General features: G+C 62.0%; 10 protein-coding genes. 2 read left to right on the top strand and 8 right to left on the bottom strand.

Annotation, left to right across the window (positions count from 1 at the left end):
• Positions 1-71 precede the first annotated feature (71 nt).
• The 7 genes from NTD89_RS10695 to NTD89_RS10725 all read right to left on the bottom strand — a co-directional run bounded on the left by NTD89_RS10695 (position 72) and on the right by NTD89_RS10725 (position 11,126).
• Positions 72-1,601, bottom strand: a complete 1,530-nt coding sequence (locus tag NTD89_RS10695) for a DHA2 family efflux MFS transporter permease subunit (RefSeq protein WP_145164010.1) — start codon at positions 1,599-1,601, stop codon at positions 72-74.
• Positions 1,601-2,824 (bottom strand): efflux RND transporter periplasmic adaptor subunit, encoded by a 1,224-nt coding sequence (locus NTD89_RS10700; protein ID WP_145164008.1) that lies wholly within the window; start codon positions 2,822-2,824, stop codon positions 1,601-1,603. Before NTD89_RS10700 ends, NTD89_RS10695 begins: the two co-directional genes overlap by 1 nt.
• A gap of 15 nt (positions 2,825-2,839) precedes the next feature.
• Positions 2,840-4,291: an efflux transporter outer membrane subunit gene (locus NTD89_RS10705; protein WP_242199386.1), complete on the bottom strand. Its 1,452-nt coding sequence runs from the start codon at positions 4,289-4,291 to the stop codon at positions 2,840-2,842.
• Complete coding sequence (locus tag NTD89_RS10710) at positions 4,288-4,761, bottom strand: MarR family winged helix-turn-helix transcriptional regulator (RefSeq protein WP_145164004.1); 474 nt, start codon at positions 4,759-4,761, stop codon at positions 4,288-4,290. The genes NTD89_RS10705 and NTD89_RS10710 overlap by 4 nt, the downstream gene beginning before the upstream one ends.
• A 236-nt stretch (positions 4,762-4,997) precedes the next feature.
• Entirely contained in the window at positions 4,998-8,684 is a 3,687-nt protein-coding gene (locus NTD89_RS10715) for a translocation/assembly module TamB domain-containing protein (RefSeq protein WP_262207519.1), read from the bottom strand.
• Positions 8,684-10,411: an autotransporter assembly complex protein TamA gene (locus NTD89_RS10720; RefSeq protein WP_262207522.1), complete on the bottom strand. Its 1,728-nt coding sequence runs from the start codon at positions 10,409-10,411 to the stop codon at positions 8,684-8,686. The genes NTD89_RS10715 and NTD89_RS10720 overlap by 1 nt, the downstream gene beginning before the upstream one ends.
• A gap of 64 nt (positions 10,412-10,475) precedes the next feature.
• Positions 10,476-11,126 (bottom strand): GNAT family N-acetyltransferase, encoded by a 651-nt coding sequence (locus NTD89_RS10725; protein ID WP_145163998.1) that lies wholly within the window; start codon positions 11,124-11,126, stop codon positions 10,476-10,478.
• Positions 11,127-11,294: 168 nt separating this feature from the next.
• On the opposite strand from NTD89_RS10725, the gene xthA reads away from it, so the two are divergent.
• The gene (gene xthA / locus NTD89_RS10730; RefSeq protein ID WP_106578806.1) at positions 11,295-12,107 is read left to right on the top strand and encodes an exodeoxyribonuclease III; all 813 of its coding nucleotides are present in this window, start codon (positions 11,295-11,297) and stop codon (positions 12,105-12,107) included.
• Between the two features lie 183 nt (positions 12,108-12,290).
• Positions 12,291-13,616 (top strand): phosphate ABC transporter substrate-binding/OmpA family protein, encoded by a 1,326-nt coding sequence (locus tag NTD89_RS10735; RefSeq protein WP_262207526.1) that lies wholly within the window; start codon positions 12,291-12,293, stop codon positions 13,614-13,616.
• Positions 13,617-13,769: 153 nt separating this feature from the next.
• Here NTD89_RS10735 and NTD89_RS10740 read toward each other — a convergent pair whose 3' ends face one another.
• A complete protein-coding gene (locus tag NTD89_RS10740; protein WP_145163992.1) occupies positions 13,770-14,999 on the bottom strand; it encodes an acyl-CoA dehydrogenase in 1,230 nt (409 codons plus the stop codon).
• Between the last annotated feature and the right edge of the window lie 102 nt (positions 15,000-15,101).

Raw genomic sequence — 15,101 nt, forward strand, 5'->3', positions numbered from 1 at the left:
GTATCTGATGTACCGAGGTGCCTGCATCGCAGGCAAGCCAGCTCCCACATTGACCGAGTTCGGTCTTTCGATCAGTGCCCCGAAGCCTCCGGCCCGGCCTTCGCCGCAAACGGTGGTTTCGCCAGCCACACAATCACGATCAAGCCCATGAACATCCACCCCAGCAGCGTGAAGTAATCCACGGTGGACATCATGTACGCCTGGCTGGTGAGAATCTGGTCCAGCTGTGCATAAGCCTTGTGCCCTGCCCCGCCGAGTGCCTGCAAGGCATCACGGGTTGCCGAGTCGTAGGTGGTCATGTTCTCGCTCATGTACGCATGGTGCTGGTCGGCGCGGCGAATCCATATCCAGGTGGTCAGCGAGGCCGCAAAACTGCCGCCCAGGGTCCGCAGGAAGGTCGCCAGGCCCGCGCCGTCGGCGATTTGCGCCGGCGGCAGGTCGGACATCAGGATGCTCAAGGTCGGCATGAAGAACAGCGCCACGCCAATGCCCATGAACAGCTGCACCAGGGCGATGTGGGTGAAGTCGACTTCATTGGTAAAGCCGGCACGCATGAAACAACTCAGGCCAATCGCCAGGAACGCCAGCCCGGCCAGCAAGCGCAGGTCGAACTTGTGCGCGTACTTGCCTACAAACGGCGACATCAGCACCGGCAGAATGCCGATCGGTGCCACCGCCAGGCCCGCCCAGGTGGCGGTGTAGCCCATCTGGGTTTGCAGCCATTGCGGCAGGATCAGGTTGATGCCGAAGAACCCCGCATAACCGAGCACCAGAACAATGGTGCCGATGCGGAAGTTGCGGTAGGCAAACAGCCGCAGGTTGACCACCGGGTGCTTGTCGGTCATTTCCCAGATGACGAACACCGCCAGGGCTATCGCCGAAATCACGGCACCAACGATGATGAAGTTGGATTCGAACCAGTCCAGGTCATTGCCCTTGTCGAGGATGATCTGCAGCGCGCCAACACCGACGATCAGGCTCAGCAGCCCGACGTAATCCATCGGCTGGTAACTGGTGACCACCGGACGTTTCTTCAACTGCGAACGCACCACCAGCACCGCAAAGATGCCGATGGGCACGTTGATAAAGAAGATCCACGGCCAGCTGTAGCTGTCGGTAATCCAGCCGCCAAGGATCGGGCCGGCAATCGGCGCCACCACCGTGACCATCGCCAGTAACGCCAAGGCCATGCCGCGCCTCGCCGGCGGGTAAACCGCGATCAGCAACGTTTGGGTCATCGGGTACAGCGGCCCGGCCACCAGGCCCTGCAGCACCCGAAAGCCGATCAGCTCAGGCATCGAGGTGGAAATACCGCAGAGGAACGAGGCCAGCACAAACAGGATGGTCGCCCACAAAAACAGCTTCACCTCGCCAAAGCGCCGGCTCAACCAGCCGGTCAGCGGCAAGGCAATCGCGTTGCTCACCGCAAACGAGGTGATCACCCAGGTGCCCTGCTCCGAACTCACGCCGAGGTTGCCGGAAATGGTCGGCAAGGCCACGTTGGCGATCGTGGTGTCGAGCACCTGCATAAAGGTCGCCAGCGACAGGCCAATAGTGGCCATCAACAGGCTGGGTGGCGTGAACGAGGCGTTATTGCTCATCAGCGTTGCACAGCCTTGGGCGCGGCGAGGCTGTTGTCATGGATCAGCTGAGTGATCATGGCATCGGCTTCGGCCAATTGGCGGTCATACACGTTGGTGGTGAACGAGGCCTTTTGCGGCGCCTGCTGCGCCAGCACCGGGCCGCTCTTGTCGTGCAGGTCCACGTTGACCACGGTGCTCAAGCCCACACGCAGCGGGTGCTTGGCCAGCTCGTCGGCGTTGATATGAATACGCACGGGCACCCGTTGCACGATCTTGATCCAGTTACCGGTGGCGTTCTGCGCCGGCAGCAAGGCAAACGCGCTGCCGGTACCGGCGCCCAGGCTGTCCACGGTGCCGCTGTACTTCACGTCACTGCCGTAGATATCCGACTCGATGTCCACCGGCTGGCCGATACGCATATCGCGCAGCTGGGTTTCCTTGAAGTTGGCGTCGATCCACAACTGGTTCAGCGGGATCACCGCCATCAACGCGGTACCCGGCTGCACGCGCTGACCCAATTGCACCGTGCGCTTGGCCACATAGCCGGTTACCGGTGCAATCAAGGTGCTGCGGGCGTTGGTCAAGTACGCCTGGCGCAGTTGCGCGGCGGCGGCCTGCACGTCCGGGTGGGACGAAATCACCGTGTCGTCCACCAGCGCGCTGGAGGTCTTGAACTGTTGCTGCACGTTGGCCAGGGCGCTTTGCGCCGAGGTCAGGTCGTCACGGGCGTGGGACAGTTCTTCCTGGGAGATCGCGCCGCCGGCGGCAAGGTTCTTACGACGGTTGTAATTGTCCTGGGCCTTTTGCACGTTGGCTTGCTGCGCCAGCACCTGGGCTTTCATGCCATCAACGTTGCTGTACAAGCCCCGCACCTGGCGCACGGTGCGCGCGAGGTTGGCCTGGGCACTTTGCAGGCCGACAGCGGCGTCATTGGGGTCGAAGTTGATCAGCACCTGGCCTTCGTGGACCAGGTCGCCGTCGTCGGCGCCGATGCTGACCACAGTGCCGGTGACCAGCGGGGTGATTTCCACCACGTTGCCGTTCACATAGGCATCGTCGGTGCTTTCGTTGAAGCGCCCGTAAAGCTCATACCAGGCCCACACGCCGATCACGCCAAGAATCACGATCAGCGCCAGGCCGATCAGCATGATTTTGCGTTTGCGTGGGTTGCTGTCTTTCTGCTGCTCTTTCTGCTGCTCTTTAGGTTGCTCTGTTGCGTTGTTGCTTTCGGCAGTGGCCATGACAAATACCTCAAATTATTCCGTGCGTGTAGCTGGGGTGGTTACGGCCACGTTATCGGCGTTGTACCCGCCACCCAGGGCTTGCATCAATTGAATCGACAGATCGATCTGCGCAGCATTCAAGGCCGCCAACTGACGCTGGGCCTGCAGCAATTGCTGCTCGATGCTGAGTACATCCAGGTAATTCCCGATCCCCGAGCTATAGCGCTGAACCCCGGTGTCGTAAGACTGCTGGGCAATGTCCGCGGCGTGTTGCTGGGCCTGGATCTGCCGACCGGTATCGCGCAATTGCGAAAGGGTGTTGCCAATATCGCCCAAGGCTTGCACCAGGGTTTTGTTGTACTGGGCCACCGCCAGGTCGTAATCGGCGTCGCGGGCATCGAGGTCGGCGCGCAGGCGGCCGCCGTCGAAGATAGGCAACGAGACGGTCGGCGCAATGCTGAAGAAACGGCTGGCCGAGCCAAACATCGCGTCGCCCAACAACGACTCGGCCCCGGCGCTCGCGCTCAGGTTGAGGTTGGGGTAGAAGCGGGTCTTGCTGGCGGCGACATTCTTGCTTGCTGCCTCGACGCGCCAGCGTGCGGCGATCAAGTCCGGGCGACGGCCCAGCAACTCGGCCGGCAGCACAGAAGGCACGGCAACGGCGCTGGGTTTGAGCACGTTCGGGCGGGTCAGCTCGCTGCCACGGTCGGGGCCTTTGCCGAGCAATACGGCCAGGGCGATCTTGGCGCTTTGCAGCTGTTTTTCTGCATCGATCAATTGCGACTCAGAGCTGGCTTCCAGGCTTTCGGTCTGCTGGTACTGGTACTGGCTGTCGATGCCGGAACTCAGGCGGCGCTTGCTCAGGTCGAGCATCTGACGGGTGCGCTTGAGGTCGTCGGCGGCCAGGTCACGCACGATATGTGCCTGGCCCAGGTCGCTGTAGGCCTTGGCCACGTTGGCGGCCAGGGTCAGGCGCGCGGCCTGCTGATCGACTTCGGCGGCACGCGCCTGGCCCAACGCCGCTTCCCAGGCGGCGCGCTGGCCACCCCACAGGTCAAAGTTGTAGTTGAAGCTGGCGCCGATGTTACGCACGGTGGCGTAGGCATCGCCCTGCCCCAGCGGGTCCTGATCCTTGGCCAGGCGCGAACGGCTCACGCCGGCGCTGGCATCCAGGGTCGGCATGCGGGCGGCATCGGCGGCGTAGGCAGCGGCTTGCGCCTGGTGGGCACGGGCGCTGGCGACTTGCATGTCAGGGCTGTTTTGCAGGGCTTCATGGATCAAGCCGTCCAGCTGCGGGTCGCCAAGGCTCTTCCACCAATCAGCCGTCGGCCATGCGGCGCTCGACAAGGTCACGCCACTGAGGGACTTGCCGGTTTGCAACGTGTTGGCGTCGAGGCGTTGGCCCTGGGTGTCGAGGCCGCTGAAGTTGGCACAACCGGCCATGCTCATCGCCACCAGCACCAGGCTAAGTGCGCGTGTGTTCATTGATTACCTACCCGCTGGATGACGATGGCGTCACCGGCAGCTATCAGAATTTTCGTGAGGATTTTTTCCAGGGTTTGCAACTCGCCGGGCTGCAGGGCGCCGGCCAGCTCATTCATCGCCTGCGCGCCGATGTGCGGCAGCATGTCTGCCAGGCGCTGGCCGTCTTCGGTCAGTACCAGCTGCACCTGGCGCCGGTCCTGCTCGGAACGCTTGCGCGCCAGCAGGCCCTTTTGCTCCAGGCGGTCGAGCATGCGGGTCATGGAACCGCTGTCCAGCGACAGGTTGCGACACAGCTCGGCGGGCGTGTCGACCTCGTACTGGGCAATGATGATCAACACCTTGAACTGCGCGGCGGTGACGCCATGCGGTTCCATATGCGTGTCGATAATGCGGTCCTTGAGCAGCGCGGCGCGGCCCAGCAACAGGCCGAGGTGGCAGTTGCGAAAGCTGTCAGGGGTGAAGTGGGTCATCGAAAGTCACCTTATTACTGCCTAGGCAGTGAATGTATGACAAGATGTTACTGCTTAGGCAGCGAATGTCAAATGGAATTATTAGCTTGCTTGCTAATTGACCGACAGGTGGGCTGCACCACAAACGAACGTGGGAGCTGGCGTACCTGCGATGACGGTCTGTCAGTCAATGAATCATCGACTGATGGACCGCCATCGCCGGCAAGCCAGCTCCCACAATGTTTGTGCGTGAGGGTTTAGAAATCGCGCTTGTAGAAGATATCCAGTGAACTGGCCACGCCACTGGCCACTTCCAGGTACACCTTTTTGCTCAGCAGGTAGCGCAGGGCAATCGTACTGGCCGGCTCGAACACCCCAACCCCATACCGCAGGCTGAGTTTTTCGGTGATCTTGCCGCTGGCCACCACGGCGGTGTTATTGCCGGTGCCCTGGGTGTCGAGGTCGAAGTCCTGGATACCCAGCTTGTTGGCGATGTCCGAGGTCACCCCGGCGCTGCCCATCAACCCCAGCCCCAAGGCGGCTTCGGCCAGCATGTTGTTGTCTTCGCCGGTGTTGTTGCGCGAACGCCCCAGCACCAGATACGAGAGTGCATCCTCCTGAGGCATGCTCGGCTCGGAGAAGATCTGCGTGGTCGGCTGTTCGGCGCTGCCGCTCAAGCGAATACCGGCCGTCACCGTTCTGGACGGTTCGGTAACGACGCGCACGGCTTCGACATCCAGGAACGGTTGGTCCAATGGCCCTGCAAACAACAGCCGCGCGCGGCGCACGTCCAGCCGCTGCCCGTAGGCACGGTAGCGGCCATCGTTGAGCCACAGCTCGCCACGGGTGTCCATGTTGTCGCCGATGTGCACATGGCCCTGCACTTTGGCGGTGAGCCCGAAGCCCGCGAAGTTGAGCTGGTCTTCGCCCACCACCACGTCGATGTCCATGGCCATCGCCATCGGCGCCTTGCCCTCCTCGGTCTGGCTGCCGACGATCACGGTGTCATCGGAGACCTTGACGGTGGACGGCGGCAATTCACGCACGGTGATGTCGCCACGCGGGATGTGCACCTTGCCGGCAATCGCCAGTTTGTCGTTTTTCAGGCTGATTTTCAGGTCCGGCGCCACTTCCAGCTTGGCGTAAGGCTCAACCGTGACCGGCAATTGCGCGCCTTGCAGGCTGAGGTCCACCACCAGCGCCTGGCCCCAGTCGATCTGCCCCTTGAGGCTGCCCTGCCCGGCCTTGCCGCTGTGCCACGCGCCATTCAACTGCACGCTTTCGCCGGCAATCAGGGCCTGCACGTTCAAGCCTTCAAGGCTGATCGGCAACTCCGGCCCGGAGACTTCACCGCCCACCAGATTCACGTTGCCGTTGACCTGCGGTGCCAGCAAACCACCGGAGATACGCCCGTTGCCGTTGAGCTTGCCGGTGAGTTTGTCCACCATCGGCACAAACGGTCGGGCCACGGCGAGGTCCAGGCCGTTGAGGCTGAAATTACCGGTGATCGGCTTGTTCTTCGGCAACGGGTTGATCTGCGCCTGCACCAGCAACTCGCCGAGCTTGCCGCCACGGAAGGTCAGCTGAGTGTCGATGCGTTTAGGGTTGAGGGTGGTTTCCAGCTTCAGGGTGTCGTAGGGGAAATCCACCCACTGAGCCTTGTCCTTGACGCGCAGGGTGCCACCGCTGGCATCCACCGCGATCACGCCTTTAGGCCCGCTGGCGGGCAGGTCGAGCTGCACGTCGGCGTTGAGCCTGCCTTGCCAGGCGAAATCCTTGGGCAGAAAGGCAGCCAGGCTGTCGATAGGGAATTGCTTGAGGTGGTAACGCAACTTCGGCTCAGGCATCAGGCGCTGGTCTTCACCGCACAGGCTGGAAGGGCCAGACACCCAGCAATGCGCCGCAAAGGTCAGCTTGCCGTCCGCCAGGCGCTCGATCCTGGCCGGGGCTTGCAGCTTCCAGTCCTGGCCACCGGCTTGAACGTCACCGCTGGCCAGGCGCCCGCGCCAGTTACCTTTGTCGAGGTTGCCATCGAGCGCCAGGCCCAGCTTGACCAGCGGCCCGGCCAGGTCCAGCTGGACTTTCTGGCTTTTGATATCCCCTTGAGCGCTGGCGGTCAGGGTGCCGACCTGGGTGTCGCCGGCCTGAATGCCACTGCCCTTGAGGTCGATCTTCGCGCGCTGGGCGTTGTCGAGTGTGGCGTTGAGGGTGAGGTTTTGCAGTTGATTGTCGGCGAACGCCAGTTGCTGGCCTTTAAGGTCGAGTTTGCCTTGCGGCGCCTTCAACGTACCGGCCACATCGACGCGCCCGTTGATCTGCCCGCGCAGTTGCGGCCACAGCTGGGCCAGGCGCGTCAGCTTGATGTCGATCTGCCCGGCCACACGTTGCTGCAGGCTGCCGCTGCCATTGATGCGGTTATCACCCAGGCGGATGTCCAGGTTGGCCAGGGTCCATTGCTCGCCTGCGCCGTCTGCCTTGGCCGCCAGCACGGCGGTCTGACCGCGCAAGCGGCCCTTGAGGTCGAGGTCGGCGTTGAGCTTGAGTTGTTCATGTTTGAACTCGCCCTTGCTGCGCAGCGGCCCGGCCAACGTGCCCGGCAACTCCGCGACCCAGTACGCCGGGTTCAGCGCCGACAGGTCCAGCGCGGTGTCCCAGGCAATGCCGTCGGCAAACTGCAGGCTCAGGTGGCCTTCAGCCTTGCCTTGGCCGGCCGTCAATTTCAGTTCGGGCAGGAAGAGTTGCTTGAGGTCGCCACTGAACGGCGTGACCACATTGAATTTGCCGGCCGGGCCGTCGAGGTCGGCCTTGAGGTTGCCGAGGTAACTGCCGTCTTTGTAGGAAATCTCGCCGTTGAGCGTATGCAGCGCGAACTGCGGCTCATCAATCAATGGATAGAGGCGGTGCCAGGGAAAATCCAGCCAATCGATCTTGGCGTCGGCGCTGAAGCCTTGTTGCCAGTCCAGATTGGCGCTGAGCTTGAGGCTTTGCTGGTCGCCGGCATTCAAATCCAGGCCGGCGATCTGCGCGCCCTTGGCGTCAACCTTGCCCTGCAGCAGCAGGTCCACCGGGCCTTTTTCCGCTGGCAGCACGGCCTTGCCCAACAGTTGATAACCGCTGCTCAGGTCACCCTTGGCGGTGAGGTCCAGTTGATTGAGTTGCAGGGTGTCGGGCAAGTCGGCGCTGGGCTTGAAGCCGTCGGCGCTGATGTGCAATTGCGCGGGCAAGTTCTCCACCAGTGGTTGCAGCTCACCGCTGAGTTTGGCGGGCAGGTAGCCACTGCTGTCGGCGTCGAGTTTGAGGGTCTTGAGCAAGTCTCCGTCGAGCTTGAGGGCAACCTTCCACGGCGCGCCGCCGGGCGCGTACGGCAGGCTCAGGTTGCCCGTGGCGCTCAGCGGCCAGTTGCCGGTCGGTTGCAGCAGACCGGCCAGGTCCAGCACCAGGTCATCGCGTTGCAGGTGCACCGAGTCGATCTGCAGGCCCGCGGCGGTCCAGTGCGCCGCGAGCTGCAAGCCCTTGAGCTCTTCGCTGCCATTGAACAGCAGGCTACCGACGCGAACGTCGCCCAACTGGATCGCCACCGGCAGTTTCAACTCCGGCAGCTGGATCGGCCCGCTGCTGCTGTCATCGGTACTGGGTGGGAATTGCAGGCTGACCTGCTCCACGTCCAGCTGGTTGATGCACAGGGTCATGCGCAGCAGGCAGGCCGGCGACCAGTCGAACTTCGCCGCATTCAGCTCGACCCGGCTGGTGTCTTGCTGCCACAGCAGGTGGTCGACACGCCACTGGCCACCCAAATGCCCCTGGAAATTCTCAACCGTCAATCCGGGCACCTGGCGCAAGGCCCAGCGGCTGCCCGCTTGGCTGCCGAGTACCGCCCACAGTGCCAGTAACACCACGGTGAAGACTGCCACGATGGCCAGCCCCGCTATTTTCAAACCACGCATCACAGCTCAGGCCCCATGGAAAAGTGCAAACGAATGCCGCCCGGATCTTCCAGGGCATGGGCCAGGTCGAGGCGGATCGGGCCCACCGGCGACACCCAACGCACGCCCACGCCCACACCGGTTTTCAGGCTCGGCATGTCCAGGCTGTTGAAGGAGTTGCCTTGGTCGACAAAGGTCGCGATCCGCCATTTTTCGGCGATGGAATATTGATATTCGGCACTCAGCGCCACCATGTAGCGGCCGCCGATGCGGTCACCGCGATCGTTTTCGGGTGACAACGTCTGGTACTCGTAGCCACGCACGCTCTGGTCACCACCGGCAAAAAAGCGCAGCGATGGCGGCACCGATTTGTAGCCATTGGTGGCACTGCCGCCAAACTGCGCACGGCCGAGGAAACGGTGGTTGTCCCACAAGGTGGTCAAGCCCTTGATCGTGGCGGTGCCGTAAAGCAGGTTGGTGTCGGAACCCAGGCCTTCCTTGGCGACCTTGGCGTCGAACATCAGGCGATAGCCATTGTGCGGATCGATGCGGTTGTCGCTGCGCAGGTAGGAATAATTGATCCCCGGCATCACCAGGTTACTCAGGCCCGAGTCGTTGCCCAGGCGGTATTCTTCGCGCTGGTATTTGAGCGAGATGACCCGCGTCCAGCCGCTGGGCAATTTGCTGTGCCATTCAGGGCCGAGGGTGAGCAATTTACTCAGGGTGTCGGTATTGGCGATTTCTTCATTCTGGTAGCCGCCGGCAAAACGCAGTTTGTCGGTGAGCGGTGGGTCCAGCGGGATGTCGTACCACAGGCCGACGTTCTGGCGCGGCGCCGACAGCTCGGCTTCCCAGCCATAGCTGTGACCTTGTGGGTTGACCCAGTGACGCGTCCAGTTGGCTTTGCCGCGCGGGCCGACGTCGGTCGAGTAACCCAGGCCCAGGCCCATGGTGCGCGGCTTGCGGGTGTCCAGTTGCACCGCCACCGGGATCACATCGTTGGCCGAGGCTGCGGGGCTTGCGTCTACGCGCACGGTTTCGAAAAAGCCACTCGCCTGCAGGTTCTGGTTGAGTTCGGCGATCAGCTCGGAGTCGTAAGGGTCGCCGCTTTTGAACGGCACCATGCGTTGCAGCAGGTCTTCATCAAACGGCGTGTCGCCGGCGAAGCTGACCTTGCCCATGCTGTAGCGCGGGCCGCTGTCGTAAATGAGTTCGATATCGGCGACGCCGGCTTTAGGGTCAACCGAGAGTTTCTGGCTGGTAAAGCGCCCGCTGAAAAAGCCGTAGCGCGAGGCCTGGTTCTGGATCAGACGCTTGGCGTCTTCGTAGTGGCCGTGGTTGAGCACGGCGCCGGATGTGAGGTCGCTGCTGTCGGGCACGCGAAAAGCCTTGAGGCTCGCGGCCTGGCCGTCAACCCGAATGGTCACGTTGCGCAAATGCACCGGCTCGCCGGGGTCGATGGTGAGGATCAGGCGTGGATTCTTGCCGCCTTTTACATCACTGACGATTTGTGGCTGATAGTAGCCCAGCGCCTGGGCCGCCTTGCGGGCCTGCTCTTCGGCGCCGCGGCTGAACCGCAGCAGGGCTTCTTCATCACGATCGCCTACCCCGCCGATATAGCCTTCGATGTTGGCTTTCAACGCGTCGTTTGTAGGCTTGATCCGCACGTCCAATTCGCTTTGCGCCAAGGCGCCGCAGCTTGTGAACAGCAGAATCAAGCCGCTGGTAAATCTTCCTGGAAACTTCATAGGCGCGGATGCTACACGAGCTGGGGAGAGACTTTGAACCCGGAATTATCTGAATAATTCTGCATTAAGCCGTTGCAACATGTAACGACTGCGGATTGGGGTGGAAAAACACGTGCTCCAGGATAGGCCCTATCGCCACTTCGCCGATTTCCTCATAGCCCTGGCGCTTATAAAAATCCAGGTAGCGTGAGTTGCCGGTATCGAGCACTACGCCTGAGGAATGCGGGTCGTCGGCGCACCAGTTGTGCACGGCCTCCAGCAATTGCTCGCCATAGTGTTTGCCCTGAAATTGCGGGTGGATGCCCAACAACGGCAGTACGTGCACCGACTCGGTCGGCAGGCACGCCAGCACTGCGTGATGGTATTCCAGGTAACGGCGAGTGCCGCGCACACCGGTGCTCAACCACATGCGCAATTGCCACGCCCAGCTTTCGGTAATGCCCAGGCGCCGTTGCGGTGGCGCAATCAGGGCGATGCCGATCAGCCGGTCGTTGACGAACAGGCCGATGGCGGGCAGTTTCTGAAAGAAATGCTGCTTGACCAGCTCACGCACCGTGGCGCGTACCCGCTGTTCATAGCCTGGGCGTTCAGCTTCGAAGATGTAGGCGAACGTCGGCTCATGCCGATAAGCCTGGTAGAGCATGGAGCGCGCTTCGCGCGAATAGCCGCTGTTGAGCAGGCGGATCTCGGCAAGGGCCGTCGAAGTGTCAGGCATACAGTCAATCTCCCTGGGCGCCATTCAGAAGATGGCGTTCTTATGGGTACGAACCTACGCAGCACCAGTCGTTCCCAGACATTAGCAGTGCATCTGCTCGACCGCCACGCTGGCCCCCGTCGGACTTGTCGGCTAGCATCGCCCTTTTGCCAGACTGGACTGCCGACCATGAAAATCGTCTCCTTCAATATCAACGGGCTGCGCGCCCGCCCTCATCAGCTGGCGGCGCTGATTGAAAAGCATCAACCCGACGTGATCGGCCTGCAGGAAACCAAGGTTCATGATGACCAGTTCCCGCTGGCCGAAGTGCAGGCCTTGGGCTACCACGTTTATTACCACGGCCAAAAAGGCCATTACGGGGTGGCCCTGCTCTCGCGCAAAGAAGCGCTGAGCGTGCACAAAGGTTTTGCCAGCGATGAAGAAGACGCCCAGCGCCGCTTCATCTGGGGCACCTTCGCCGATGAGAACGGCAACCCCGTGACCATCATGAACGGCTACTTCCCCCAGGGTGAAAGCCGCGACCACCCGACCAAGTTTCCGGCCAAAAAACGCTTCTACGAAGATTTGCAGCACCTGCTGGAAAGCCAGTTCAGCAATGACCAGGCGTTGGTGGTGATGGGCGACATCAACATCTCCCCGCAAGACTGCGACATCGGTATCGGCGCCGACAACGCCAAACGCTGGCTGAAAACCGGCAAGTGCAGCTTCTTGCCGGAAGAACGCGAGTGGATGGCCCGCCTGAAAAACTGGGGCCTGGTGGACAGCTTCCGCCACCTCAACCCGGACGTGGCCGACCGCTTCAGTTGGTTTGATTACCGCAGCCGTGGGTTCGAAGATGAGCCCAAGCGCGGCCTGCGCATTGACGTGATCATGGCGTCCAACGGCCTGGTGCCGCGGGTCAAGGATGCCGGCGTGGACTACGAGCTTCGGGCGCTGGAAAAGCCGTCCGACCATGCGCCGATCTGGCTGGAACTGAGCTGACGCGACTCAATGTGGGAGCTGGCTTGCCTGCGATGCAGGCACTTCGGTCTTCCAGCTAAACCGAGTTGATGCTATCGCAGGCAAGCCAGCTCCCACCTTTGGGTTGGTTGTGTGCCCGTCACACCGTTGAAACCTTACTGACTTAATCTCCCGGCACTCCCTTTGGCTTAAGAAGGTGCCGGCATGATGCTGCGCGTTCTGCTCCTGTTGATCCTGCCCCTCTACGCAGTTGCCGCTGCCCTGCCCGTTCCCGACCAAGGCCCCGCGTTGCGCATCCAGGGTTCCAACACCATCGGCGCCGCGCTCGGGCCCGCGCTGGTCATGGGCATGATGCAATACCAGGGCTTGCAGGCGGTGCACAGTGAACCGGGCGACGGCGCCAATGAACAGCGCGTGATCGGCAAGACCCGCCAAGGCAGGACGGTCACCATCGAGGTGGCGGCCCACGGTTCCAGTACCGGGTTCGCGGCGTTGAAAAACCTCAGCGCCGACCTCGCCGCGTCGTCGCGCCCGATCAAGGACAGCGAACTGGTGGACCTTGAACCCTTGGGCGACCTGAAAAGCCCCGAGGCTGAGCAAGTGATCGCCATTGATGGCCTGGCGATTATCCTCAACCCGCAAAACCCGTTGAAGACCCTGAACACCGAGCAACTGGCGCAGATTTTCAATGGCGAAGTCGACACGTGGGAGGCACTGGGCGGCATCGGCGGGCCGATTCATTTGTATGCCCGGGATGATCAGTCCGGCACCTACGACACCTTTAAGGAACTGGTGCTACGCCTGCGCGGTAAACCCCTGGCACCTGCCAAGCGTTTTGAGTCCAGTGAGCAACTGTCCGATGCCGTAAGCCAGAACCCTCAGGGCATCGGCTTTATCGGCCTGCCGTATGTGCGCCAGGCCAAGGCCGTGGCAATCGTCGATGGCGACTCACAACCGATGTTGCCGTTGAACAGCCTGATTGCCACCGAGGACTACCCGCTGTCACGCCGACTGTTCTTTTACCTGCCGCCCTCGAGCCGCAACCCGTGGGCCAAGGCGCTCGTGGACTTTACCCAGAGCAGCAAAGGCCAGGCGATTGTTGCAGCCAACGGTTTTATCGCGCAGCAGGTGCAGGCGATCAGCGTGGAGCCGCGCCCGTCGATGCCTGCGGACTATCAAGCCATCGCGCGTGAGGCCCAGCGACTGAGCGTGAATTTCCGCTTCGAAGAGGGCAGCGCCAGCCTCGACAACAAGGCGCGTCAGGATTTGCAGCGGGTGGTGGCGTACCTGAAAAGCCACGACAAACTCCACAAGCAGGTGACGCTCGTAGGGTTTGGCGACGCCAAGAATGACCCACAGCGCGCCGCGCTACTGTCGAAGTTGCGGGCAATGGCGGTACGCCGCGAACTGGTGAGGAACGGTGTGGTGCTGCGCGATATTCTCGGCTTCGGCGCGCAGATGCCGGTGGCGGCGAACACGGCGGACGAGGGGCGGATCAAAAACCGGCGAGTGGAGGTTTGGGTGCACTGACGCCTGGCGAGCAAGCCCGCTGTGGCGAGCGGACTTGCCCCACGTTGGGCTGCGCAGCAGCCCCATAATCACACGCACTCTTGCAGGCAGAACCGGTCGCATGGTTTCAGGGCTGCTGCGCAGTCCAACGCGGGGCAAGCCCGCTGGCTACATTTACTGCCCGCTGCGCATCAGCTCTTTGGGCACGTACTTGCCGATCTCGAACTTGCCGATCGCCGCACGGTGCACTTCATCCGGGCCGTCGGCCAGGCGCAAGGTGCGTTGCATGGCGTACATGTAGGCCAGCGGGAAGTCGTTGGAAACCCCGGCACCGCCGTGAATCTGGATGGCGCGGTCAATCACTTTCAACGCCACATTCGGCGCCACCACCTTGATCTGCGCGATTTCGCTTTTCGCAACTTTGTTGCCCACGGTGTCCATCATGTACGCCGCTTTCAAGGTCAGCAGGCGGGCCATGTCGATTTCCATCCGTGAGTCGGCGATCTTGTCGATATTGCCGCCCAGACGGGCCAATGGTTTACCGAACGCGGTGCGGCTGACGGAGCGTTTGCACATCAGTTCCAGCGCGCGCTCGGCCATGCCGATGGAGCGCATGCAGTGGTGGATACGGCCTGGGCCAAGGCGGCCCTGGGCAATTTCGAAGCCGCGACCTTCGCCGAGCAGTACGTTTTCGTACGGCACGCGCACGTTGTCGAACAGCACTTCGGCGTGGCCGTGCGGGGCGTCGTCGTAGCCGAAGACCGGCAATGGGCGCACGATTTTTACGCCGGGGGCATCCACCGGCACCAGGATCATCGAGTGCTGCTGATGACGCGGTGCATCCGGGTTGCTCAGGCCCATGAAGATCAAGATCTTGCAGCGCGGATCGCAGGCGCCGGAGGTCCACCATTTTTTGCCGTTGATCACCCACTCGTCGCCCTGGCGCTCGGCACGGGCGGCCATGTTGGTGGCGTCTGAGGACGCCACGTCCGGTTCGGTCATGGCAAAGGCCGAGCGAATCTCGCCGCGCAGCAACGGCTCGAGCCAGCGTTGTTTTTGCTCTGCGTTGGCGTAGCGCACCAGCACTTCCATGTTGCCGGTGTCGGGGGCTGAGCAGTTGAACGGCTCCGGGCCCAGCAGCGAGCGGCCCATGATCTCGGCCAGTGGTGCGTATTCGAGGTTGGTCAGGCCGGCGCCCAGTTCGGATTCGGGCAGGAACAGGTTCCACAGGCCTTCGGCTTTTGCCTTGGCTTTCAACTCTTCCATGATGGCGGTGGGCTGCCAGCGGTCGCCTTCGCTGACCTGGCGTTCGAACACCGGCTCGGCCGGGTAAACGTAAGCGTCCATGAATGCGGTGACGCGTTCACGCAGTTCCTGAACCTTGGGCGAATAGGCGAAATCCATGAGCAGCTCCCTTCTCTGAGAGGTTGTTTAGGTCATGCAATCGATGCTAGAACAGCGCTGATAATTTACCTAGCCTATTCTCGGCGTGTATTAACATTCATC

Source organism: Pseudomonas sp. 14P_5.3_Bac1, assembly GCF_025466135.1.
Lineage (GTDB): Bacteria > Pseudomonadota > Gammaproteobacteria > Pseudomonadales > Pseudomonadaceae > Aquipseudomonas.